The 21,842-nt window shown below is 68.6% G+C and carries 24 protein-coding genes; 15 read left to right on the top strand and 9 right to left on the bottom strand.

Features of this window, described 5'->3' with window-relative positions; all coding sequences use genetic code 11:
* Positions 1-39 precede the first annotated feature (39 nt).
* The 4 genes from ACOCEP_RS21325 to ACOCEP_RS21310 all read right to left on the bottom strand — a co-directional run bounded on the left by ACOCEP_RS21325 (position 40) and on the right by ACOCEP_RS21310 (position 3,559).
* Complete coding sequence (locus ACOCEP_RS21325; RefSeq protein WP_482330742.1) at positions 40-1,197, bottom strand: IS30 family transposase; 1,158 nt, start codon at positions 1,195-1,197, stop codon at positions 40-42.
* A gap of 226 nt (positions 1,198-1,423) precedes the next feature.
* On the bottom strand, positions 1,424-2,638 hold the full coding sequence (hemW, locus tag ACOCEP_RS21320) for a radical SAM family heme chaperone HemW (RefSeq protein WP_482330740.1): 1,215 nt from the start codon (positions 2,636-2,638) through the stop codon (positions 1,424-1,426).
* Positions 2,639-2,703: 65 nt separating this feature from the next.
* Positions 2,704-3,060 carry a hypothetical protein gene (locus ACOCEP_RS21315; protein WP_482330739.1) on the bottom strand — a complete coding sequence of 119 codons (357 nt, stop codon included), beginning with the start codon at positions 3,058-3,060 and terminating at the stop codon, positions 2,704-2,706.
* Positions 3,061-3,145: 85 nt separating this feature from the next.
* The gene (locus tag ACOCEP_RS21310; protein WP_482330738.1) at positions 3,146-3,559 is read right to left on the bottom strand and encodes a VOC family protein; all 414 of its coding nucleotides are present in this window, start codon (positions 3,557-3,559) and stop codon (positions 3,146-3,148) included.
* Between the two features lie 82 nt (positions 3,560-3,641).
* Here ACOCEP_RS21310 and ACOCEP_RS21305 point away from each other — a divergent pair, with 82 nt between their 5' ends.
* From ACOCEP_RS21305 to ACOCEP_RS21260, 10 genes are all read left to right on the top strand, one after another.
* Positions 3,642-4,214: a TetR/AcrR family transcriptional regulator gene (locus ACOCEP_RS21305; RefSeq protein ID WP_192745814.1), complete on the top strand. Its 573-nt coding sequence runs from the start codon at positions 3,642-3,644 to the stop codon at positions 4,212-4,214.
* Positions 4,215-4,367: 153 nt separating this feature from the next.
* Positions 4,368-4,454, top strand: a complete 87-nt coding sequence (locus ACOCEP_RS21300; RefSeq protein ID WP_360907593.1) for a putative leader peptide — start codon at positions 4,368-4,370, stop codon at positions 4,452-4,454.
* Between the two features lie 36 nt (positions 4,455-4,490).
* Positions 4,491-6,185 (top strand): nitrite/sulfite reductase, encoded by a 1,695-nt coding sequence (locus ACOCEP_RS21295; protein WP_482330737.1) that lies wholly within the window; start codon positions 4,491-4,493, stop codon positions 6,183-6,185.
* Positions 6,182-6,334 (top strand): eL43 family ribosomal protein, encoded by a 153-nt coding sequence (locus tag ACOCEP_RS21290; protein WP_034316341.1) that lies wholly within the window; start codon positions 6,182-6,184, stop codon positions 6,332-6,334. The genes ACOCEP_RS21295 and ACOCEP_RS21290 overlap by 4 nt, the downstream gene beginning before the upstream one ends.
* Positions 6,331-7,026 (top strand): phosphoadenylyl-sulfate reductase, encoded by a 696-nt coding sequence (locus ACOCEP_RS21285; RefSeq protein WP_482330736.1) that lies wholly within the window; start codon positions 6,331-6,333, stop codon positions 7,024-7,026. Before ACOCEP_RS21290 ends, ACOCEP_RS21285 begins: the two co-directional genes overlap by 4 nt.
* Before the next feature lie 11 nt (positions 7,027-7,037).
* Positions 7,038-7,958, top strand: coding sequence for a sulfate adenylyltransferase subunit CysD (gene cysD, locus ACOCEP_RS21280; RefSeq protein ID WP_400944952.1), 921 nt, complete (start codon positions 7,038-7,040; stop codon positions 7,956-7,958).
* Positions 7,958-9,220, top strand: coding sequence for a sulfate adenylyltransferase subunit 1 (locus ACOCEP_RS21275; protein WP_482330735.1), 1,263 nt, complete (start codon positions 7,958-7,960; stop codon positions 9,218-9,220). Before cysD ends, ACOCEP_RS21275 begins: the two co-directional genes overlap by 1 nt.
* Complete coding sequence (locus ACOCEP_RS21270) at positions 9,217-9,954, top strand: sirohydrochlorin chelatase (RefSeq protein WP_482330734.1); 738 nt, start codon at positions 9,217-9,219, stop codon at positions 9,952-9,954. The genes ACOCEP_RS21275 and ACOCEP_RS21270 overlap by 4 nt, the downstream gene beginning before the upstream one ends.
* A 194-nt stretch (positions 9,955-10,148) precedes the next feature.
* Positions 10,149-10,772 carry a cyclase gene (locus ACOCEP_RS21265; RefSeq protein ID WP_482330733.1) on the top strand — a complete coding sequence of 208 codons (624 nt, stop codon included), beginning with the start codon at positions 10,149-10,151 and terminating at the stop codon, positions 10,770-10,772.
* A 78-nt stretch (positions 10,773-10,850) separates the two neighbouring features.
* Positions 10,851-11,624 carry an enoyl-CoA hydratase-related protein gene (locus ACOCEP_RS21260; protein ID WP_482330732.1) on the top strand — a complete coding sequence of 258 codons (774 nt, stop codon included), beginning with the start codon at positions 10,851-10,853 and terminating at the stop codon, positions 11,622-11,624.
* Here the strand turns inward: ACOCEP_RS21260 and ACOCEP_RS21255 are convergent.
* From ACOCEP_RS21255 to ACOCEP_RS21245, 3 genes are read right to left on the bottom strand one after another with little or no spacing between them, the layout of a single operon-like run.
* Positions 11,621-11,977, bottom strand: coding sequence for a barstar family protein (locus tag ACOCEP_RS21255; RefSeq protein WP_482330731.1), 357 nt, complete (start codon positions 11,975-11,977; stop codon positions 11,621-11,623). The genes ACOCEP_RS21260 and ACOCEP_RS21255 overlap by 4 nt on opposite strands.
* Positions 11,974-12,453 (bottom strand): guanyl-specific ribonuclease, encoded by a 480-nt coding sequence (locus ACOCEP_RS21250; RefSeq protein WP_482330730.1) that lies wholly within the window; start codon positions 12,451-12,453, stop codon positions 11,974-11,976. Before ACOCEP_RS21250 ends, ACOCEP_RS21255 begins: the two co-directional genes overlap by 4 nt.
* 11 nt (positions 12,454-12,464) lie before the next feature.
* Positions 12,465-12,668: a CDP-alcohol phosphatidyltransferase family protein gene (locus tag ACOCEP_RS21245; RefSeq protein ID WP_038517165.1), complete on the bottom strand. Its 204-nt coding sequence runs from the start codon at positions 12,666-12,668 to the stop codon at positions 12,465-12,467.
* Positions 12,669-12,727: 59 nt separating this feature from the next.
* Here ACOCEP_RS21245 and ACOCEP_RS21240 point away from each other — a divergent pair, with 59 nt between their 5' ends.
* The 3 genes from ACOCEP_RS21240 to ACOCEP_RS21230 all read left to right on the top strand — a co-directional run bounded on the left by ACOCEP_RS21240 (position 12,728) and on the right by ACOCEP_RS21230 (position 16,475).
* On the top strand, positions 12,728-13,705 hold the full coding sequence (locus tag ACOCEP_RS21240; protein ID WP_482330729.1) for a zinc-binding dehydrogenase: 978 nt from the start codon (positions 12,728-12,730) through the stop codon (positions 13,703-13,705).
* A gap of 171 nt (positions 13,706-13,876) precedes the next feature.
* On the top strand, positions 13,877-14,920 hold the full coding sequence (locus ACOCEP_RS21235) for an alpha/beta hydrolase (RefSeq protein WP_482330728.1): 1,044 nt from the start codon (positions 13,877-13,879) through the stop codon (positions 14,918-14,920).
* Between the two features lie 79 nt (positions 14,921-14,999).
* Complete coding sequence (locus ACOCEP_RS21230) at positions 15,000-16,475, top strand: amino acid permease (RefSeq protein WP_482330727.1); 1,476 nt, start codon at positions 15,000-15,002, stop codon at positions 16,473-16,475.
* On the opposite strand, the gene ACOCEP_RS21225 is transcribed toward ACOCEP_RS21230, so the two are convergent.
* Positions 16,450-17,499: a nitronate monooxygenase gene (locus tag ACOCEP_RS21225; RefSeq protein WP_482330726.1), complete on the bottom strand. Its 1,050-nt coding sequence runs from the start codon at positions 17,497-17,499 to the stop codon at positions 16,450-16,452. The two genes, ACOCEP_RS21230 and ACOCEP_RS21225, sit on opposite strands and share 26 nt — an antisense overlap.
* Before the next feature lie 153 nt (positions 17,500-17,652).
* On the opposite strand from ACOCEP_RS21225, the gene ACOCEP_RS21220 reads away from it, so the two are divergent.
* Together ACOCEP_RS21220 and ACOCEP_RS21215 are read left to right on the top strand one after the other, a co-directional pair.
* Positions 17,653-19,416 carry a family 20 glycosylhydrolase gene (locus tag ACOCEP_RS21220; RefSeq protein ID WP_482330725.1) on the top strand — a complete coding sequence of 588 codons (1,764 nt, stop codon included), beginning with the start codon at positions 17,653-17,655 and terminating at the stop codon, positions 19,414-19,416.
* 56 nt (positions 19,417-19,472) lie between these two features.
* The gene (locus ACOCEP_RS21215) at positions 19,473-19,919 is read left to right on the top strand and encodes a pyridoxamine 5'-phosphate oxidase family protein (RefSeq protein ID WP_482330724.1); all 447 of its coding nucleotides are present in this window, start codon (positions 19,473-19,475) and stop codon (positions 19,917-19,919) included.
* A 52-nt stretch (positions 19,920-19,971) separates the two neighbouring features.
* Here ACOCEP_RS21215 and lepA read toward each other — a convergent pair whose 3' ends face one another.
* Complete coding sequence (gene lepA / locus ACOCEP_RS21210) at positions 19,972-21,813, bottom strand: translation elongation factor 4 (protein WP_126729564.1); 1,842 nt, start codon at positions 21,811-21,813, stop codon at positions 19,972-19,974.
* Positions 21,814-21,842: the final 29 nt, after the last annotated feature.

Raw genomic sequence — 21,842 nt, 5'->3', positions numbered from 1 at the left:
AGTGGGGCGGATTCATGCGGTGGTCGCAACGTGCTCTGTTTAGGACAGTAGCGTGGTGAGTTTTTCGAGTGGGGTGTGCCAGTCCAGTGTTTTGCGGGGGCGGCTGTTGAGTCGTGCGGCGACTGCGGTGAGGTGTTCTGCGGTGTGCTGGTGCAGGTTGGTCCCTTTGGGGAAGTACTGGCGAACCAGGCCGTTGGTGTTCTCGTTCGTCCCGCGTTGCCATGGGGAGTGCGGGTCGCAGAAGTAGATGGCCAGGTCGGTGGCGAGGGTGATGTCGGCGTGACGGGCCATCTCGTTGCCCCGGTCCCAGGTCAGTGACCGCCGCAACTGGTGCGGGAGGGTCTGGATCGCGTCGATCATCGCGTCCCGGACCTGGATCGCATCGTGGCCGTGGGGCAGGTGCAGCAGTATGACGAACCGAGTGGAGCGTTCCACGAGGGTGCCGATCGCGGACTTGTTACCGGCACCGGTGATCAGGTCGCCTTCCCAATGCCCCGGGACTGCCCGGTCCTCGGCTTCGGCCGGCCGTTCGCTGATCTCGACGAGGTCAGGGATCCGTGACCGTCGTGCCTGTGCTTGCTTGCGCGGGCGGCGCAGCGCCCGTCCTGTCCGCAAACACGCGGTGAGCTCGCGGCGCAGCGCTCCCCGGCTCTGCACATACAAGGACTGGTAGATCGTCTCGTGTGACACTCGCATCTCCGGCCGGTCGGGGAACTCCATCGCCAGCCTGGCTGTGATCTGCCCCGGAGACCACTCCTGCAGCAACCGCGCCTGCACATGATCCCGCAACTCGCGATTACCGGCCTCGGCCAGCTTCGCGGTCTTCGGCCGCCGGGCCCGATCCCGCGCCGCCGACTCCGCCCGATGCGCTCGATACCCGCCCCGGCCACCGTTGTTCGTCACCTCCCGGCTGATCGTCGACGGGGCCCTGCCCAGCTGCCGAGCGATCTCCCGATACGAGAGACCCCCGGACAGACCACGAGAGATCTCCTCCCGCTCAGCCAAACTCAGATAGCGCTCACCCAACGAGCCAGGTGCGTTCCCGATCACCCCACCAGCCTGCGCGAACCACCGCCGCCCGGTCTCGTGCGACACATCCACCAAACGGGCGGCACGCTTAGGCAGACACCCCGCCCGCACCGCATCCCAGAACCGCACCCGCACCACACGCGGCAACACCAACCCACCAGCCACCACAACTCCCAGCTCACGAAGGATGTTGCAACGACCCCATGAATCCGCCTGGCTTTCGCGACACGCCTGTCATCGCCACGCTGGCCATCCCTCGCCGGGACTTGCCCAGCGAAGACGGTGTTTCGAAAGGGAAACGGTGCTGCGAAAGCCACTTTCGCAACCTTCAACGTTGCGAAAGTGGCTTTCGCAACGCACTCTCTCACTCTCCAGGCCGACCGGGCCCTGGGGCTCAGGTGAGCCGGCGCACCAGACCGTCGGCCAGCAACCGCCCGCGATCGGTCAGCACCGCCCGGCCCTGACCGTCCAAAGCGGACTGATCCAGCAGTCCTTCGGCGGCGGCGGCGCGGGCTTCGGCCCGGCCGTCGTCGTCGAGGGCGTCGAGCGGAAGCCCTTCGGAGAGCCGGAGTTCCAGCATCACGCGTTCCAGATGCCGGTCCTCACCGGTCAGCAGTTCTCGGCCCGCGGCGGGCGACTCACCGGCCGCGAGGGACGCGGCGTAGCGGGCCGGATGCTTGACGTTCCACCACCGCACGCCGCCGACGTGGCTGTGCGCGCCAGGACCGGCGCCCCACCAGTCACCGCCGCGCCAGTAGCCGATGTTGTGCCGGCAGCGGGCCTCCTCCGAGGTCGCCCAGTTGGACACCTCGTACCAGCGGAGCCCCGCCGAGGCGAGGACCCGGTCGATCATCTCGTAGTCGGCGGCCAGCACGTCGTCGTCCGGCGAGGGCAGTTCGCCGCGGCGGATGCGGCGGGCGAGCGCGGTGCCTTCTTCGACGATCAGCGCGTACGCCGAGACGTGGTCGACACCGGCGGCCAGCACGGCGTCCAGCGAAGCCTGGAGATCTTCGGTCCGCTCCCCCGGCGTGCCGTAGATGACGTCGAGGTTGACGTGCTCGAACCCCGCGGCGCGGGCCTCCTCGGCGGCCGCGACCGGACGGCCGGGGGTGTGCACCCGGTCGAGGATCTTCAGCACGTGCCGCGCGGCCGACTGCATCCCGAGCGAGATCCGGTTGTATCCGGCGTCCCGGATACCGGCGAAGAACTCGGGCGAGGTGGACTCCGGATTGGACTCGGTCGTCACCTCGGCGTCCCGCGCCAGCCCGAAGGTGTCACGGACGGCGTCGAGAACGCTTCGGAGCCCGTCCGCGCCGAGCAGGGACGGGGTGCCCCCGCCGACGAAGACGGTGTCGACCGCGGGCGGTGCCTTCAGCACGCGCGCGGCCAGGTCGAACTCGCGTTTGAGGCCTTCGAGCCAGGACTGCGGCGACGAACCGCTGTCCAGTTCGCCGACGGTGTAGGTGTTGAAGTCGCAGTAGCCGCAGCGGGTCGCGCAGAAGGGGACGTGCACGTAGACACCGAACGGTCGCGTGCCGAGCCCTTCCAGCGCACTCTCGGGGAGCGCGGACTCGACGGGCGTGGTGGTTTCGGGCAGCAACGCGGGCACACCCCAGTGTCCCCCACGCCGTGAAGGCCTCCTTCCCCGGGGAAAGAGGCCTTCACTCCGACGCGCTATCGGTCGGCGATGCGTACCTTGACCGACGTTGAGCGGGTGCCGTCCTCGAACCGCACCCAGACGAGGGTCTCCATGCTCAGCGAGTAGTCGTTGACCACGTGATCGACCGACCAGTCGCCGTGGCGGTCCGTGACGGCGTCGCGGCTCAGGGCGACCTCGACCAGCACCGTATGGGCCACGTGCCCCCGGACGCCCGGCGAGCAGCCGACCGCCTCGAACCGGTACGAATCGCCCTTGTGCAGCACAGCCCCCTCGTCGGGCGAGATCAGCCTGCAGCCCTGCTGTGCCCCGGATGCGGTACCCGGGATCAGCAGGGACGCCAGCACCATCGCGGCGACCACCCATCGGCGCATGCGCAACTCCTCCGTCCTCTGTGGATCGAAGATCGAAGCTAGCGGCGACGGCGGCCCCGCGCGGCCCCACTCACCCGAAGCGGTATCAGGCCAACCCGTTCGCGGCCAGCCATTCCGGCGACGGCGGGATCACCTCGATGATGTCGATCAGGAAGCCGTTCAGATCCTCGATGTAGAAGTGCCGCTGGCCGAACTCCTCGTCCACGAGTTCGGTCACGATCTTGACCCCTTCTCCGCGCAGCCGCTCGTACTCGGCAGCCGCGTCGGCGACCATCAGGCCGACCATCGACCCGGCGGGTTCCTGCGCCCGCCACGGCTCCGGCGTGGCCTTGTGACCACGCTTGGCGAAGCTCATCTCATAGCCGGGCACTCCGACGTTGAGGCTGGAGAACCAGTCGAGCTCGATCGTCACCGTCAACTGCAGGTGCCGCTTCCACCAGGCGGTGGTCTCGGCGATGTCGTCGACGAGCACACAGGCACCGAAACCATTGAGTTGCATCTGGTGTTCCTCCCAGCTGTAAACCACTTGATGCGTAGTACTATAGACATAGTGGTTTGACCGAGGCAAGGAGAATGTCCCGATGCGACAGAACCCGGAGCGACGGACCGCGCTCACCGACGCCGCCATCACCGTCCTCGCCCGCGAGGGCGCCCGCGGGCTCACCTACCGCGCCGTGGACGTCGAAGCGGACGTCCCGCCGGGAACGACGTCGAACTACTTCCGCAACCGGGATCAGTTACTCGGCGAGGTGGGCGTCCGCGTCCAGGAGCGGCTGTCGGCACCGGCCGACGTGATGGCGAACCCGCAGGCGGAGTCGCCGTCCCACGACCGGGTCGGCGTCCTGCTTGGCGAGCTCATGGGCCGCCTGACCGCCCACCGCGAGCCCTATCTCGCCCTGCTCGAACTCCGCCTCGAAGCCACCCGGCGCCCGGATCTCTCGGCCGCCCTGACCAAGACGGTCCGCGAGGGCATCGACATGAGCGTCGACTGGCACGTCGCGGCGGGGATGCCGGGCGGGCGCGCCGAAGTGCTCCTGATGTACCTCGCGCTGACCGGGCTCACCGTCGAACGGCTCACCCTGCCGGAGGTGCTCGCGGACGTCACCGACGAGGACGTCATCCGGATCATCGTGGACCGGGTCCTGCCGTCGTGAGGAGCGCGCGTTTTGCGTCACAATGCCCGGCGGCGAACCCGGACTTGACCTTCAAACCAGGCCTCTGACCAGCCAAAACAACAGAATCCGGACGGTGTTCCCAACATTCGGACCGGCCTGGACCACATAGTGGGCGCGTGGCACGCTGAATCAATGACCCGCGCCGGAATCACCCTCGTGGCACGCCGCCACGTGGACCTCCGTCGCGTGGCGAGCGCGCTCTGTGCGACGAACCGCTGACTCCCCGCCACCACCACGATCTGCCGGAGGACTCCCATGTCGTCGCCCACGCGCGAGACCCCTGCCCGCACGCCCCGGGTGAAACAGAAACGGGGCGAGGGACAGTGGGCACTGGGGTATCGCGAACCCCTGAACCCCAACGAGCGGTCCAAGAAGGACGACAACCCGCTCAACGTCCGCGCGCGGATCGAGAACATCTACGCCCGCGGCGGTTTCGACTCGATCGACCCGGGTGACCTCCGCGGCCGGTTCCGCTGGTTCGGTCTCTACACCCAGCGCAAGCCGGGGATCGACGGCGGCCGCACCGCGACGCTGGAACCCGAAGAGCTCGACGACCGCTACTTCATGCTGCGGGTGCGGCTCGACGGCGGCGCGCTGACCACCGAGCAGCTCGCCGTGCTCGCCGAGATCTCGCAGACCCACGCGCGCGACACCGCCGACATCACCGACCGGCAGAACATCCAGTACCACTGGATCCAGATCGAGGACGTCCCGACGATCTGGGACAAGCTCGAAAAGGCCGGGATGACCACGCTGGAGGCGTGCGGCGACAGCCCGCGCGTCATCCTCGGCTCGCCCGTCGCGGGGATCGCCGCCGACGAGATCATCGACGGCACTCCCGCGATCGACGAGATCAAGCGCCGCTACATCGGCGATCCGCGCTACTCGAACCTGCCGCGCAAGTTCAAGACCGCGGTCTCCGGGCAGCAGGACGTCGCGCACGAGATCAACGACGTCGCGTTCGTCGGCGTGAACCACCCCGAACACGGTCCCGGCTTCGACGTCTGGGTCGGCGGCGGGCTGTCCACCAACCCGATGATCGGGCAGCGGCTGGGCGCCTGGGTCTCCCTCGACGAGGTCCCCGACGTGTGGGAAGGCGTCATCAGCGTCTTCCGCGACTACGGCTACCGGCGGCTCCGTGCCCGCGCCCGGATCAAGTTCCTGGTGAAGGACTGGGGCGCCGCGAAGTTCCGCCAGGTGCTGGAAGACGAATACCTCAAGCGCAAGCTGGCCGACGGCCCGGCGCCCGAGGTGCCCGCGGCCCAGATCGACCACGTGGGCGTGCACCCGCAGATCGACGGGAAGTTCTACGTGGGCGCCGCGCCGGTCGCGGGCCGCGTCTCCGGCGCCACCCTGCTGGCGGTCGCCAAGGCCGCCGAGCGGGCCGGGTCGAACCGGGTCCGCCTGACCCCGCACCAGAAGCTCGTGGTCCTCGACGTTCCCGAGACCGAGGTGAACGGGCTGAAGACCGAGCTGTCCGAGCTCGGCCTGGAGACCGAGCCGTCGCCGTGGCGCCGCGGGATCATGGCCTGCACCGGCCTGGAATTCTGCAAGCTCGCCATCGTCGAGACCAAGGCCCGCGCGATCGAGCTGGTCACCGAGCTGGAAAAACGTCTCGCCGACATCCAGGCCGAGATCGAGAACCCGGTGACCGTGCACCTCAACGGCTGCCCCAACTCGTGTGCCCGCGTCCAGACCGCCGACATCGGGCTCAAGGGCCAGATCGTCACCGACGAGGACGGAAAGCAGGTCGAGGGCTTCCAGGTGCACCTCGGCGGCGGGCTCGGCCTGGACGCCGGGTTCGGCCGGAAACTGCGCGGGCACAAGGTGACCGCGTCCGACCTGACCGCCTACGTCGAGCGGGTCGTGCGGGCCTACATCGCCGGCCGCGAACCCGGCGAGCGGTTCGCCCAGTGGGTCCTGCGGGCCGACGAGGGCGTCTTGCAATGACCGAACGCGCGACCCCGTACTACTGCCCTTTCTGCGGCGATGAAGACCTCCGGCCCGAGGAGGGCGGCTCGTGGCTGTGCTCGGGCTGCCGCCGGGTCTTCACCGTGAAGTTCCTCGGACTGTCCTTCCCGGAGGTGTCGCAAGGATGACCGCCACTGCCGACTACAAGACCCTCGCCGAACGGGCCTCGAAGGAGCTCGCGGAGGCGACCGCGACCGAGGCCCTGCGCTGGACCACGGAGACCTTCGGCGACGACTTCATCGTCGCGTCGAACATGCAGGACGCCGTCCTCATCGATCTGGCCACCCAGGTCAAACCCGACGTCGACGTGCTGTTCCTGCAGACCGGCTACCACTTCCCGGAGACCATCGGCACCCGTGACGCGGTGCAGGCGGTGTACCCCGGTGTGCGGATCGTCAACGCCGAAGCCGAGCAGACCGTCGCCGAACAGGACGCCGAGTACGGGCCGAAGCTGCACGACCGCGACCCGAACCAGTGCTGTCACCTCCGCAAGGTCGTGCCACTGCGGAACACGCTCGCGAAGTACTCGGCGTGGGTGACCGGTGTCCGCCGCGTCGACGCGCCGACCCGCGCGAACACCCCCATCGTCACCTGGGACGACCGCAACGGGCTGGTGAAGGTCAATCCGATCGCGCCGTGGTCCGACGACGAGTTCAGGGACTACATCGACGAGCACGGGATCCTCGAGAACCCGTTGGTGTCCATCGGTTATCTGTCGATCGGCTGCGCGCCGTGCACCGCGAAGGTCGCTCCGGGCCAGGACCCGCGCAGCGGCCGCTGGGCCGGGCAGGGCAAGACCGAATGCGGCCTCCACGGGTGAGAAGGGACGAAATGACCACGCTCGAACCGGCCACCGATGCCGCCCAGGACAACCTGGCAGCGCTGGAATCCGAGGCCATCCACATCTTCCGCGAGGTGGCGGGCGAGTTCGACCGGCCGGTGATCCTGTTCTCCGGCGGCAAGGACTCGACGCTCCTGCTGCACCTGGCGATCAAGGCCTTCTGGCCCGCCCCGGTGCCGTTCCCGCTGCTGCACGTGGACACCGGGCACAACTTCGACGAGGTCATCGACTTCCGCGACCGCGTGGTCGAGCAGCACGGGCTGCGGCTGGTCGTGGCGAAGGTCCAGGACTGGATCGACGACGGCAGGCTCGAAGAGCGCGCCGACGGGATGCGCAACCCGCTGCAGACCACGCCGCTGCTCGACACGATCGCCGAGAACAAGTTCGACGCGGTCTTCGGCGGCGGGCGCCGCGACGAGGAACGTGCCCGCGCCAAGGAGCGGATCTTCAGCCTGCGCAACGCTTTCGGCCAGTGGGAGCCGCGGCGGCAGCGCCCCGAGCTGTGGAACCTCTACAACGGGCGGCACCGCCCCGGCGAGCAGGTCCGCGTCTTCCCGCTGTCCAACTGGACCGAGGCGGACGTCTGGAACTACATCGCGCGGGAGAAGGTCGAGCTGCCGTCGATCTACTACGCGCACCGGCGCGAGGTCTACCAGCGCGACGGCATGTGGCTGGCCGAAGGCCCGTGGGGCGGGCCGCGGCCGGACGAGGTTGTCAAGGAACTGACCGTGCGCTACCGGACCGTCGGCGACGGTTCGTGCACGGGCGCCATCGAATCGACCGCCGCCACGGTGGACGAGGTCATCGCCGAGGTCTCGGCTTCCCGGCTCACCGAACGCGGCGCCACCCGCGCCGACGACCGGATGTCGGAGGCGGCGATGGAAGACCGCAAGCGGGAAGGGTACTTCTGATGTCCAGCCTCCTCAGGCTCGCGACCGCGGGCAGTGTGGACGACGGGAAGTCGACCCTCGTCGGGCGCCTTCTCTACGACACCAAGTCCGTGCTCGCCGACCAGCTGGACGCGGTCACCCGCGCCAGTGTCGACAAAGGACTGTCCACTCCGGACCTGTCACTGCTCGTGGACGGCCTGCGCTCGGAACGCGAGCAGGGCATCACGATCGACGTGGCGTACCGGTATTTCGCGACCCCGAAGCGCAGTTTCGTGCTCGCGGACACGCCGGGTCACGTGCAGTACACGCGGAACACGGTCACCGGGGCGTCCACCGCGCAGCTGGCCGTGCTGCTGGTCGACGCGCGCAAGGGCGTCATCGAGCAGACCCGCCGCCACGCCGCGGTGCTCGCCCTGCTGGGCGTCCCGAACCTGGTGCTCGCGGTGAACAAGATCGACCTCGTCGGCTACGACGAAGCGACGTTCACCGTGATCGCCGAGGAGTTCGCCGAGCACGCCGCGTCCCTGGGCTACGAACGGGGTTCCGTGCTCGCGGTGCCGGTTTCGGCGCTGGTGGGCGACAACGTGGCCGAGAAGTCGGACAAGACCCCGTGGTACTCCGGCCCGACACTGCTGGAGCACCTGGAAACCGTGCCGGTGGCGCCGGATCCGCACGATTCGGCGTTCCGGTTCCCGGTGCAGTACGTGATCCGGCCGCGCACGGCCGACCACCCCGACTACCGCGGGTACGCGGGGCAGATCGCGGCGGGCACCGTGCGGCCGGGCGACGAGATCGTCGTGCTCCCGCAAGGGATCCGCAGCCGGGTCGAGGCCATCGACACCGCCGACGGGCCGCTCGCCGAAGCCGGCGCCGGCACCTCCGTGACCCTGTTGCTCACCGACGACGTCGACATCTCGCGGGGTGACCTGATCGCCGCCGCGGACCGGCAGCCGACGGTGACCGACGAGATCACCGCGACCCTGTGCTGGCTCTCGGCCAAGGCACTCAAACCGGGCGCGCGGGTGCTGGTGAAGCACGGCACGCGGACCGTGCAGGCCCTCGTCGGCGAGCTCCACGCGCGGTTCGACGAGCAGACTTTGTCCAGTGTGGACGATCCGGCGGCCTTGGAGCTCAACGACATCGGCCGGGTGACGTTGCGCCTGGCCGAGGAGATCGGCGTCGACGACTACGGCGTCAGCCCGCGGACGGGCGCTTTCCTGGTCATCGACCCGAAGGACGGCGACACCCTCGCCGCCGGACTCGTCGGCGAAAGGTTCGCATGACGCCACCCCTTCTCGCCGTCGCCCACGGCAGCCGCGATCCGCGGTCCGCCGCGACCATCCGCGCCCTGCTCGACGTCTCCCGCGGGCTGGCGCCGGAACTCGACATCCGCGAGTCCTTTTTGGATCTCTCGGAGCCGCTGCTGACCGACGCCCTTCGTGGCCTGTTCGCCGAGGGGCACCGCGAGGTCGTCGTGGTGCCCCTGCTGCTCGGCGTCGCGTACCACGCCAGGGTCGACCTGCCCGCGCTCGTCGCCGAGGCGACCGCGGACTGCCCGGGCCTCGACGTGCGGGTTTCCGGGGTGCTGGGCATCGACCCGCTCATCGAGACGGTCGCGCTGGATAGGCTCACCGACGCGGGCGCCGATCTGGAGGACCCTGGCCTCGGTGTCCTGCTGGCCGGTGTCGGCTCGTCGAACGTGGCGGCGAACGACGCCGTCGCCGGGATCACCACCCGCTGGCACCTGCGGCGCGGCCTGCTCGCGACACCCGCCTTCGCCAGCGCCGCGCAGCCGGACGTGCCCGCCGCCATCGCGCGGCTGCGGCTCAGCGGCGCACAGCGGCTCGCGGTCGCGGGCTGGTTCCTCGCGCCGGGGCTGCTGCCGGACCGGATCGCGCGCCTGGCCCGCGAAGCGGACCCTTCGGTGATCGTCGCCGGGCCGCTGGGGCCGGATCCGCGGATCGCCGGACTCGTCCTGGACCGCTACGACGTGGCCGCCGCCCGGCTCGCCGCCTGATCGTTCATCGGCTCAGTAGCACGACCCGTCCCGTACGGGCGCTTGATACCGATTTTCGGTGGGTTCCGTTCCCAGTTCCGTGACACCCCGCGTATGGGAACGGAGATTTCTTGACGAGTTACTTAACTTGCCGGTAACTCTCTAATCGCTGCGCAGCTCCCTCTCTCCCCATCGAACCCCCAGGTAGGTGGAACATGAAGGCTGCCATCCGTGCCTTGGTCTGTGCCTCGGCCGTGCTCGTCCCGTTCGCCGGTCTCGCCGCACCGGCTTCCGCGGCGACCACCGTCGTCTTCGACTGCGAGGCGAAGCCGCCGCTCGTCGGCAACAAGTACCTCAAGCTGAACCAGGACGCGGACGTCACCGCCCCGGCCACGGTCGCCCCCGGTGCCGCGCTCGACATCGTCATCGACCCGGCGCCGAACACCGTCCCGGCCGAGGTCAGCGGCTACCAGGTCAAGAACATCAAGGACTTCTCCCTGAAGATCCCGATCCCGGCGAACTCGACCTGGGTGGGCGCCGACCTCGCCGGCGGCTCCGGGATCGGCTCGACCCCGCCGAAGATCACCGTCTCCGGCAGCGTCGCGACACTGAGCTTCCCCGGCCCGATCGCGGGCGGCTCGACGTTCGAACTGCCGACCGTGACCGCGCATCTCACCGCGGGCTCGGCCGGCACCATCGAGACGAAACTGGGCGGCTCCAGCTACAGCGACCCGGGCCTGACGTTCACCGCCGTCGTCAGCGCCGGTTTCGACGTCTCCGCCCCGACCGCCTGTTTCCCGAACCCGAGCCCGACGTTCACCACGACGACGATCGGCTGACCCGTGCCTGCGCCACCATCGTGGAGATGGTGGCGCAGGCCACTGCCCGGCCCGACTTCGCCCGTGCGAAGGTGGGGCATGGCTGACGAACTGGTGCACTACGACGTGGTGGGCGGCACCGCCACGATCACCTTGGACTCCCCGCACAACCGCAACGCGCTCTCCGCCCAGCTGCGGCGTGAACTGAGCGATTCGCTGGACAAGGCACGAGTGGACGACGCGGTGCGGGTCATCGTGCTCACCCACACCGGTCCGGTGTTCTGCGCGGGCATGGATCTCAAGGAGGCCCGCGGCGCCGGTGCGGGCGCCCAGGGCGTCAACGAGTTCCCGAGGATCCTCGAGCAGCTGTGGACCAGTCCCAAACCCGTCGTGGCGAAGCTGGCGGGACCCGCGCGGGCGGGCGGTATCGGCATGGTGGCCGCGACCGACATCGCCGTGGCCGTCCACGAAGCGACCTTCGCCTTCTCCGAGGTGCGGATCGGCGTCGTGCCCGCCGTCATCTCGCTCACCGTGCTGCCGCGGCTCAATGCCCGCGCCGCGCACGAGCTCTTCCTGACCGGTGACACCTTCGACGCGAAGCGCGCCGTCGAGATCGGCCTGCTGAACTCCGCCGTTCCCGCCGACGAACTCGACGGCGAGGTCGCCCGCTACGTCAAGGCGCTCGCCCTCGGCGGGCCGAAGGCGCTCGCGGCGACGAAGGAACTGCTCAGCAAGCCTCGCCCGGCGACACCGTCCGAGGGCTTCGAGGCCATGAACAAGCTGTCCGCCGGATTCTTCGCGAGCGAAGAAGGCCAGGAGGGCATCACGGCGTTCGCGCAGAAGCGCAAGCCGAACTGGGTCCCGGAGGCCTAGTCCGGCAAGACGACAGTGAGGCGCCGGGAGTCCTTCCGGTCACCGGAGGGCCCCAGCGCCCGCTGCGCGTCGGAAAGCACGCTGCGGACGGCCAGGTACGCCTTGGGATCGTGCTCCCTGAGGCCCGCGGAACCGGACCAGATCAGCACATGCTCGCCGGCCGGGAGCCACGAAAGGTCGGTGAGGCAGTCGTACAGCGCGTCGAGGTTCTTCCCGAAGTAGTCGGGGAACGACAGCGCCTCCGCGATCGCGTCGAGCGTCGTGTCCTTGTCGACCGTCCGCGCGCCGTCGATCAGATGCGGATACGCGCCGCGGGCGAACGCCTTGTCCGCCGCTTCCTGGCCCGCGCTCATCGGCTGGGGTCCACTACGACGAAGGACTTGTAGTGGTCCTCGGTGTAGTACAGCTCCTTGCCGCCACCGGTCACCAGCCGCCGGGCCCCGCGATCAGGGCTGCCCGGCGTCTTGACCGTGTACTCCCGGTAGTAGCCGGAACCCTTGGCGGGCAGGACCTTCTCCCGGTTCTGGAAGGTGACGTCGTCGTTGCGGGGATACGGGTACGGCCCGCCCGCTTGGATGAGCTTCCAGGTGTCGGACGCCTGCGAAGGAAGCTTCGTCAGCGGCTTGACCGGGAGACCGGAATCCTCGCCCGCGACCTTGCCCTTCGCCCCGCTCGCCGCGGCGTCGCCCGACGGCGCGGCCGAAGCGGAAGAACTCGCCGGAGCGCTCTTCGTGTCGTCACCGCTGATGCCGTCCTTGACGAACCAGCCTGCGAGCACCAGCACGATCAGGCCGATCAGGGCGGCGGTGATCCGCCTACGGTTGAACATGGTGTGCCAGCTTAGGACGGCCGGTCGGAGTCGTTCGCATCGCGGGCGGTGCCGAAGCGCCGGGCGACCTTTCCGAAGACCGTGTCGAGCACCCAGGCCGCGACCAGGCACAGTGGCACCACGACAGCCATGACCAGCACGAACTGCACGGGGAACGGGGCCTGCGCGAGCCACAGTTCGACGCCGTCCCACCAGTCCGCAAGCCCGTTGAACACACTGTGAGCCTACGCTCGCATCCAGTGCCGCCACCGGTCAGGCCATGTAGGTTGCTGGCATGTTCGCCGTTTACGCTTCCGAACCCAACGCCGAAAAGCCGCTGGACTCGCTGGTGATCGGCGAGCGGCCCGAACCCGAGGTCCCCGAAGGCTGGGTGCGGGTCGGCGTCAAGGCCGCCAGCCTCAACATGCACGACCTGTGGACGTTGCGCGGCGTCGGCATCAAACCCGAGCAGTTCCCGATGATCCTGGGCTGCGACGGCGCGGGCACCCTCGACGACGGCACCGAGGTCGTCGTCCACTCGGTGATCAACGCCCCGGGCTGGCAGGGCGACGACACCCTCGACCCGAAGCGCACCCTGCTCACCGAGAAGTACCAAGGCACCTTCGCCGAGCAGGTCGTGGTTCCCGCGCGCAACGTCGTACCGAAGCCGTCGAGCCTGACCTTCGCCGAAGCCGCGACCATGGGCACGGCGTGGCTGACCGCGTACCGGATGCTGTTCGTGAAGTCCGGGCTGCGGCCGGGACAGACGATGCTCGTGCAGGGCGCCTCCGGCGGCGTCTCGACCGCCCTCGTCCAGCTCGGGAGTGCGGCCGGGTTCCGGGTCTGGGTGACCGGGCGTAGCGAGGAAAAGCGTGCGCTGGCCGAGAATCTGGGCGCACATCAGACCTTTGAGTCCGGCGCACGGCTGCCGGAGCGGGTCGACGCCGTCTTCGAAACCGTCGGGAAGGCGACCTGGTCGCACTCGGTGAAGTCACTCAAACCGGGCGGGATCATCGTCGTTTCGGGCTCGACCAGCGGCCCGGATGCTCACGCGGAGTTGCAGCGCGTGTTCTTTCTGCAACTACGCATCGCGGGCTCGACCATGGGGACCAGGGACGAATTGAACGATCTCCTCGCCTACCTGGAGCTCACCGGGGTCCGTCCGAGGATCGGCGCCGAGCTGCCGTTCTCCGAAGCCGAGACCGGGTTTAAGAACATGCTCGACGGGGAAACCTCCGGCAAGGTGGTCTTCACGCATTCATCGGAGGGGTGAGCGCTTCCCCGCACCGCGATGAAGCGCGCACACAGGCGCACATCCGCGCGTTCCGCGCAGGTCAAACAGTCATTTCGCGGTCTTGTCAAGTGTCAAGAACGTTATGACTCAGGGAGCTTTTCACGACCAAAGTTCGACCAAAATCCGACCTCTCGCGGTTAGCCTGGAGAGATGACCGCATCGCAGCGGCCCGAACCGGCGGACCCGGGGGGCCGGACCACCACCGACACCGACCCGATCCGCGTCTCGTTCCGGCGCTACGCCGGTGTCCGCACCAGAGTGCTCGAAGTCGGGCCGCAGCCGGTGGAATCCACCGATCGCGCACCCCGGCGGGTGCTCGGCAAGCGGGCCACCGCGCGCGGACAGGTCAAACCGGCGGCGCCGAGGCTGGTGCTGCTGCACGGCTATTGCGACAGCGCCGACACCTGGCGCCCGGTCCTGGAGCTGCTCGCGGCCGCCGGAGTCCCGGCGGTCGCGGTCGATCTGCCCGGATTCGGTGACGCTCAGCCACTGCGTCCGGGTCCGATGCTCCCGCAGCTGGACGCGTTCACCGCGGCCGTGGTCAAGGAGCAGGCCGTGCTCGGCACGGTGGTGCTCGCCGGCAACTCGCTCGGCGGCACGATGAGCCTCCGAGCCGCCGAGAACCACCGGCTCCCGGTCGCGGGCGTGGTGTCGATCGCCGCACCCGGATTCGTGGACAGCTGGCTCATCCGCACCGTGGCCCGGTATCCGTTGCCGCTCCGGATGTACTCGGCCCTGCCGCTGCCGATCCCGGGTTTCCTGGTGCGCGCCGTCGCCGAGCAGGTCGTCCCCCGGTTGCTGTACGCCGACTCCTCCGCCGCGGACGCCGCCCAGGTCCGCCGGTTCACCTCGCTTTTCCCGGACTACCGGTCCACCACCACCAGGCTCGAACAGGCGAGGCAGCTCGTCGAAGAGCTGGCGAACGCGTACCGGCTCGACGAGGTCCGCATCCCGCTCCTGGTGGTCGTCTGCGGCAAGGACAAGCTGGTCAGCGCCGCCTCCGGGCGTCAGCTGCACGCGCTGGTCCCGCACAGCAGGCTGATGGTGCGCGAGGACTGGGGTCACTGCCCGCAGCTCGACGACCCCGTCGAGATCTCGGAACTGCTGACCTACTTCTCCGCCGGCGCCTCCAGGCCGTCGAAGATCGCCGCTCGCGTGGCCGCCGAAGTGAGCGAGGACACCGTCGCCGGATAGGTGCGAAGTCCGGACTCCCGCTACGGTGCCCTTCGGACTGTGACCCAGTCCGAAGGGCACAACCTGTTGGGAGACGACGATGTCCGCACCGCGCAGCCTGGGCTCGGGATCCGGGATTTTCCGCCGTAAACCGATCGATCAAATCCAAGAACTCAGTGGGGGCGGAGGGCTCCAACGCACGCTCGGCCTGCGGCAGCTGACCGCGATCGGCGTCGGGGGCATCATCGGTGCGGGGATCTTCTCCCTGGCCGGCGCGGTCGCGAACAAGACGGCCGGACCCGCCGTGCTCATCTCGTTCCTCATCGCGGGTATCGCCAGCGCCGCGGCCGCGTTCTCCTACGCCGAGTTCGCCGGGCTGATCCCCCGCGCCGGTTCGGCCTACACCTACGGCTACACCGTGCTGGGCGAGATCGTCGGCTGGTTCATCGGCTGGGACCTGCTGCTGGAGTACACCGCGATCGTGGCGGTGGTCGCCATCGGCATCTCCGGCTACTTCAACGAACTGCTGGGCTATCTCGACATCAAGCTCCCGACGTGGATGCTGGGCGCTCCGGGCACCGAAACGGGCGATGTCGCACCAGGGTCCTACAAGATCAACCTGTTCGCCGTGCTGCTGTGCCTGCTGATCGCCTTCATCCTCAACCAGGGCATGAAGAACGCGGCCCGGTTCGAAACGCTGCTGGTCTATCTGAAGGTCGGCCTGGTCCTTCTGGTCATCGTAGTCGGCGTCTTCCACATCAACACCGACAACTACTCGAACTTCTTCCCGTTCGGCCTCAGCGGCGCGTTCACCGGCGCGGCGACGGTGTTCTTCGCGGTCTTCGGTTACGACGCCATGTCCACCGCGGCCGAGGAGTCGACCGACTCCCAGAAGCACATGCCGAAGGCGATCATCTACTCGCTCGCCATCTCGATGGTGCTCTACGTGCTGGCCTGCCTGGTCCTGACCGGGATGGTCAACTACAAGGACATCGACAGCGAGGCCGCCTTCTCCAGCGCCTTCGCCGGACTCGGCATGAAATGGCTCGGCCTGATCATCGCCGTCGGCGCGATCATCGGTATCACCACGGTCCTGTTCACCTTCCTCATGGGCGCGAGCCGGGTCGGCTACTCGATGAGCCGCGACGGCCTGCTGCCCAAGTGGTTCAGCAAGACCCACCCGGTCCGCAAGGTGCCGAGCCGGATGACCTGGGTGCTCGGTATCGCGTCGGCAGTCATCGCCGGGCTGCTGCCCATCGGTGAGGCCGCGGAACTGACGAACATCGGCATCCTGCTCGCGTTCGTCGTCGTCTGCGTCGCGGTGATCGTGCTGCGCTACAAGCAGCCGGACCTGCCCCGGTCCTTCAAGACCCCCGGCATGCCGATCGTGCCGATCATCGGGATCGTCTTCTCGATCTGGCTGATCACGTTCCTGAACCCGGAGACCTGGCTGCGGTTCGCGGCCTGGTTCGGTGTCGGCCTGATCATCTACTTCGCCTACAGCCGCCGTCACTCCGCGATGAACGCGAGCAACGGCGACCCGAAGCAGGTCAGCGGAGACGACTCAAACGCGTAGCGGCCTCGCGGGCTTCGGCCTGGAGGCGTTCGACGATCGACGCCGCCGGGCCGGAGCCCGCGAGTTCGTAGGTCTGCCCCGCGTAGAGAGACATGATCTCGGGGTCACCCGCCTTGCCCGCCGCCGCGCGGATCGGTTTCGTCAGGTTGTTGACCTCCGGATACGCCGATGGCGCCGTGGCCGAAAAGTCCGCGACCGCCCGGTTGACCAGCGACCGGGCGGGACGTCCGCTGAACGCCCTGGTGAACGCCGTCGGCCTTCCGCCGTCCGCGAGCGCCTGCCGGTGCGCCGGCTGCGTCCCGGCCTCGTCGGCCCGCAGGAAAGCGGTGCCCAGCTGTGCCGCGACAGCCCCCGCCGCCAGCACCGCCGCGATATCGGCACCATGCACCAGCCCACCGGTGGCGACGAGCGGCAAATCCGTCCGCGCCGCCACCAGCCGGAGCAGACTCAAGACGCCGTACTGCGCGCCCCCGCCTTCGGCATCAGGCTTGTCAGAGAACAGCCCTCGATGCGCTCCGGCCTCGAATCCCTGGACCACGAGGGCGTCCGCGCCGACGGCCACGGCGTGATCGGCCTCCGCCGGGCTGGTGACGGTGACGGCCACCTTGCTCCCGTTGGCGTGCAGTCGTTCGACATCCTCCGGCGAAGGCGCACCGAACGTGAACGAAACGACCGGCACCCTCAGCTCGAGGACGACCCCGAGCTTCGCGGCGTAGGCGTCGTCGTCCCAGCGCGGCTCGCCGGGCTCGACACCATGGCGTTCGGCCTCCACGCGCCAGCGCTCGACATGCGTGCTGAGATCCGCCTCGGCGGCGTCGCCCGGGACGAAGAGGTTCACACCGAACGGCTCGCCGGTCAGCCCGGCCGTCTTCGCGATCCGGTCCGAGAGAACGTCGGCGCTCAAATAGCCCCCGGCGAGGAAGCCGAATCCCCCCGCCGCGGTCACCGCGGCCACGAGCTCGGGAGTGGTCGGCCCACCGGCCATCGGGGCCGCGATCACGGGAAACCTCAGATCTTCGAACACGGTTCCGACGATAGCCCTCTCGCGGCGACACCGAATGTGACCTTCGAGCCACTCCGAGATTCCACTGTGGTGGTCTAGACCTTTGACGCTGAAGGTGCGACCATCGACCGATGCGTGACGCGCGTCACGCACCTCGTCCCCTGGAGGCACCCGGTGAAGACCTGGAAAGCGCGGCTGAGCCGCGCCTTCGTCGGGGTGGCGCTGCTCGCCGGCGCCACCACCGCAGCCGCCCCCGTCGCCGACGCGGCCACTCCGGCACTGCAGGCGATCGTCCCGGTCCCGGTATCGGTCCGCGCGGTCACCGGCTCCGACCACACCCTGACCGCGAACACCAAGATCTACACGCAGACCGGTTCGGCGCAGGCCAAGGCCGTCGGCGACTACCTCGCCGGGATCTTCCGCGCGTCCACCGGCTTCCCCCTGCCCGTCGCCGACGCGCCCTCGGGCACCCCGGCCGACGGAATCTCGCTCTTGCTGTCCGGGGCCGACTCCCGAGTCGGCGACCAGGGCTACCAGCTCAACTCGACGATCGCTTCGGTCGTCCTGCGCGCCACGACCGCGCAGGGTCTCTTCGGCGGTGTGCAGACGCTGCGGCAGCTGCTGCCGGGCAAGATCGAAAGCTCCACGGTCCAGCAGGGACCCTGGACGATCCCGGGCGCCGACATCCTGGACTACCCGCGATTCGGCTACCGAGGCGCGATGCTCGACGTCGCCCGGCACTTCCACCCAGTCGCCACCGTGAAGCGGTACATCGACCAGCTGGCGCAGTACAAGATCAACAACCTGCACCTCCACCTCGCCGACGACCAGGGCTGGCGCATCCAGATCGACAGCTGGCCGCGGCTGACCACCTACGGCGGCAGCACCCAGGTCGGCGGAGGCGCCGGCGGCTACTACACGAAGGCGCAGTACACGGAGATCGTGAACTATGCGGCGTCACGCTTCATCACGGTCATCCCGGAGATCGACATGCCTGGGCACACCAACGCTGCCCTGGCCTCGTACGCCGAGCTGAACTGCGACAACACCGCTCCCCCGCTGCGCACCGACACCGCCGTCGGCTACAGCTCACTCTGCATCTCGAAGGAGATCACCTACACCTTCGTCAACGACGTCATCCGCGAGGTCGCCGCGCTGACGCCCGGACCGTACTTCCACCTCGGCGGCGACGAGGCCCAGGCCACCAGCGACACGGACTACCGCACGTTCATGAACCGGGTCCTGCCGATGGTGGCCGCCGCGGGCAAGCAGGTCGTCGGCTGGCACGAGATCGGCAAGGCCACCCTGCCCGCCACGGCGACACCGCAGTTCTGGGGCACGACGACCTCCAGCACAGAGGTCTCGAACGCCGTCGCCCGCGGCAGCAAGGTGATCCTGTCGCCGGCGAACAAGGCCTATCTGGACATGAAGTACAACTCCAGTACCCCGATCGGGCTCTCGTGGGCCGGCTACATCGAGGTCCAGGACGCCTACAACTGGAATCCGGGCGCCTATCTCTCCGGCGTACCCGAATCCGCCGTCCGCGGTGTCGAATCCCCGCTGTGGACCGAAACCGTGGTCACCCCGGCGAACATCGACTACCTGGCGTTCCCCCGGCTCCCCGCGCACGCCGAGCTCGGCTGGTCTCCGTGGGCGACCCACGATTGGAACACCTTCCGAGTACGCCTCGGCGCTCAAGCCCCACGGTGGCAGGCCCAGGGACTCGACTACTACAGGTCGAGCCAGGTGCCTTGGGAAACCGGATCCGGCAACCCGGGCACCTGCTCGCTCCCCGCGTGGGATCGCGCCTCGGTCTACACCGGCGGAGCGACCGTCTCCCACAACGGGCACAAGTGGGCGGCCCAGTGGTGGACGCAAGGCGAAGAGCCCGGGACGACCGGCCAATGGGGTGTCTGGCGAGACAACGGCACCTGCTGACCCCTCCCCCGCCCGCTCGGCCCTCCTCCCGGGGCCGGGCGGGCTACGGTGGTCCCATGGCCGCAGACCTCGAACTCGTCCGCACACTTTCCTTGCGCGAAAACGGACTCGCGACCGTCTCGACGGTCCGCTCGGACGGCACCGTCCACTCCTCGGTGGTCAACGCCGGCGTCTTCGAAGACCCGGTCACCAAGGCGCCAGGAGTCGCCTTCGTGGCGATGGGCGGGGTGAAGAAGCTCGACCTCTTCCGCCGGGCGGGCCACGCCACGATCACTTTCCGGCGCGGCTGGGAGTGGGCGGCGGTCCAGGGAAGCACGCACCTGATCGGACCGGACGACCCGGACCCGGACTTCGACCCGGCCGGCCTTCCCCGGTTGCTGCGCGAGGTCTTCATGGCGGCGACGGGTACCCACGACGACTGGGACGAGTACGACCGCGTGATGGCCGCCGAACGCAGGGTCGCCGTCTTCGTCACGGCGAACCGGGTCAGCGGGAATCGCTGACGTGGAAAGGCCGCCCGGATCGTGACCCGGGCGGCCTTTCCACGAGTGTCGGTTACTTCTTCTTGCTCCCGGCGTCCTCAGTGGACAGTGCGGCGACGAAGGCCTCCTGCGGGACCTCGACCCGGCCGACGGTCTTCATCCGCTTCTTGCCTTCCTTCTGCTTTTCCAGCAGCTTGCGCTTACGCGAGATGTCACCGCCGTAACACTTCGCGAGCACGTCCTTGCGGATCGCGCGGATGGTCTCGCGGGCGATGATCCGCGACCCGACGGCCGCCTGGATCGGGACCTCGAACTGCTGCCGCGGGATCAGCTCGCGAAGCCGCGTCGCCATCCGGTTGCCGTAGCCGTAAGCGGCGTCCTTGTGCACGATCGCCGAGAACGCGTCGACGGTCTCGCCCTGAAGCAGGATGTCGACCTTGACCAGGTCGGCGACCTGATCGCCACCCTCTTCGTAGTCGAGTGACGCGTAACCGCGCGTACGCGACTTCAACGTGTCGAAGAAGTCGAAGATGATCTCCGCGAGCGGGATGTTGTAGCGCAGTTCGACGCGGTCCTCGGAGAGGTAGTCCATCCCCAGCAGCGTGCCGCGCTTGGCTTGGCACAGTTCCATGATCGTGCCGACGAACTCCGACGGCGCCAGGATGCTCACCTTGGAGACCGGCTCGTGGACCTCGGAGATCTTCATCCCGGACGGCCAGTCCGAGGGGTTCGTCACCACGACTTCGCTCTTGTCCTCGAGCACGACGTTGTAGATGACGTTCGGCGCGGTGGAGATCAGGTCGAGGCCGAATTCGCGCTCGAGCCGGTCCCGCGTGATCTCCAGGTGCAGCAGACCGAGGAAACCGCAGCGGAACCCGAACCCGAGCGCCACCGAGGTTTCCGGCTCGTAGGCGAGCGCGGCGTCGTTGAGCTGGAGCTTGTCCAGCGCTTCACGCAGCTCGGGGTAATCCGAGCCGTCGACCGGGTACAGGCCCGAGTAGACCATCGGCTTCGGCTCGCGGTAACCCGCGAGCGGCTCCTCCGCGCCCTTGCGCTCGGAGGTGACGGTGTCACCGACCTTGGACTGCCGGACGTCCTTCACCCCGGTGATGAGGTACCCCACCTCGCCGACTCCGAGGCCCTTGCTGGCCTTGGGCTCGGGGGAGATGATCCCGACCTCGAGGAGCTCGTGGGTGGCGCCGGTGGACATCATCTTGATCCGCTCGCGCGGGGTGATCTTCCCGTCGACGACCCTGATGTAGGTCACGACGCCCCGGTAGGTGTCGTAGACCGAGTCGAAGATCATCGCGCGGGCCGGGGCGTCCGCGTCGCCGACCGGCGGCGGAACCTGCTTCACGCACTCGTCGAGCAGTTCGGTCACGCCCATGCCGGTCTTCGCCGACACGCGGAGCACGTCCGAGGGCTCGCAGCCGATGATGTGCGCCAGTTCGGCCGCGTACTTGTCCGGATCGGCCGACGGCAGGTCGATCTTGTTCAGCACCGGGATGATGTGCAGGTTCTTCTCGAGCGCCAGGTAGAGGTTCGCCAGCGTCTGCGCCTCGATCCCCTGCGCGGCGTCGACCAGCAGAATCGCCCCTTCACAGGCCTCCAGCGCCCGGGAAACCTCGTAGGTGAAGTCCACGTGGCCGGGAGTGTCGATCAGGTGCAGGACATGGTCCTGGCCGTCGACCTTCCAGGGCAGGCGCACGTTCTGCGCCTTGATGGTGATCCCGCGTTCCCGTTCGATGTCCATGCGGTCGAGGTACTGAGCGCGCATGGCCCGCTCCTCGACCACGCCGGTGAGCTGCAACATCCGGTCGGCCAGGGTCGACTTGCCGTGGTCGATGTGCGCGATGATGCAGAAGTTCCGGATGAGCTCCGGGGGCGTGAAGGTCGTGTCGGCGAACGTCGTCAACGGGTTTCCTCGCGAAGGTCGGGGTGTGC

It is taken from the genome of Amycolatopsis sp. CA-211722, assembly GCF_056828465.1.
The sequence above is the reverse complement of the archived record's forward strand: the minus strand, read 5'-3'. Positions and strand labels throughout refer to the sequence as shown.

Coding starts and splice junctions, on each gene's coding strand:
- ACOCEP_RS21315 (WP_482330739.1), bottom strand. CDS start 3,060: ATGCGCCGATGGGTGGTCGCCGCGATGGTGCTGGCGTCCCTGCTGATC.
- ACOCEP_RS21310 (WP_482330738.1), bottom strand. CDS start 3,559: ATGCAACTCAATGGTTTCGGTGCCTGTGTGCTCGTCGACGACATCGCC.
- ACOCEP_RS21305 (WP_192745814.1), top strand. CDS start 3,642: ATGCGACAGAACCCGGAGCGACGGACCGCGCTCACCGACGCCGCCATC.
- ACOCEP_RS21300 (WP_360907593.1), top strand. CDS start 4,368: ATGACCCGCGCCGGAATCACCCTCGTGGCACGCCGCCACGTGGACCTC.
- ACOCEP_RS21295 (WP_482330737.1), top strand. CDS start 4,491: ATGTCGTCGCCCACGCGCGAGACCCCTGCCCGCACGCCCCGGGTGAAA.
- ACOCEP_RS21290 (WP_034316341.1), top strand. CDS start 6,182: ATGACCGAACGCGCGACCCCGTACTACTGCCCTTTCTGCGGCGATGAA.
- ACOCEP_RS21285 (WP_482330736.1), top strand. CDS start 6,331: ATGACCGCCACTGCCGACTACAAGACCCTCGCCGAACGGGCCTCGAAG.
- cysD (WP_400944952.1), top strand. CDS start 7,038: ATGACCACGCTCGAACCGGCCACCGATGCCGCCCAGGACAACCTGGCA.
- ACOCEP_RS21275 (WP_482330735.1), top strand. CDS start 7,958: ATGTCCAGCCTCCTCAGGCTCGCGACCGCGGGCAGTGTGGACGACGGG.
- ACOCEP_RS21270 (WP_482330734.1), top strand. CDS start 9,217: ATGACGCCACCCCTTCTCGCCGTCGCCCACGGCAGCCGCGATCCGCGG.
- ACOCEP_RS21265 (WP_482330733.1), top strand. CDS start 10,149: ATGAAGGCTGCCATCCGTGCCTTGGTCTGTGCCTCGGCCGTGCTCGTC.
- ACOCEP_RS21260 (WP_482330732.1), top strand. CDS start 10,851: ATGGCTGACGAACTGGTGCACTACGACGTGGTGGGCGGCACCGCCACG.
- ACOCEP_RS21255 (WP_482330731.1), bottom strand. CDS start 11,977: ATGAGCGCGGGCCAGGAAGCGGCGGACAAGGCGTTCGCCCGCGGCGCG.
- ACOCEP_RS21250 (WP_482330730.1), bottom strand. CDS start 12,453: ATGTTCAACCGTAGGCGGATCACCGCCGCCCTGATCGGCCTGATCGTG.
- ACOCEP_RS21240 (WP_482330729.1), top strand. CDS start 12,728: ATGTTCGCCGTTTACGCTTCCGAACCCAACGCCGAAAAGCCGCTGGAC.
- ACOCEP_RS21235 (WP_482330728.1), top strand. CDS start 13,877: ATGACCGCATCGCAGCGGCCCGAACCGGCGGACCCGGGGGGCCGGACC.
- ACOCEP_RS21230 (WP_482330727.1), top strand. CDS start 15,000: ATGTCCGCACCGCGCAGCCTGGGCTCGGGATCCGGGATTTTCCGCCGT.
- ACOCEP_RS21215 (WP_482330724.1), top strand. CDS start 19,473: ATGGCCGCAGACCTCGAACTCGTCCGCACACTTTCCTTGCGCGAAAAC.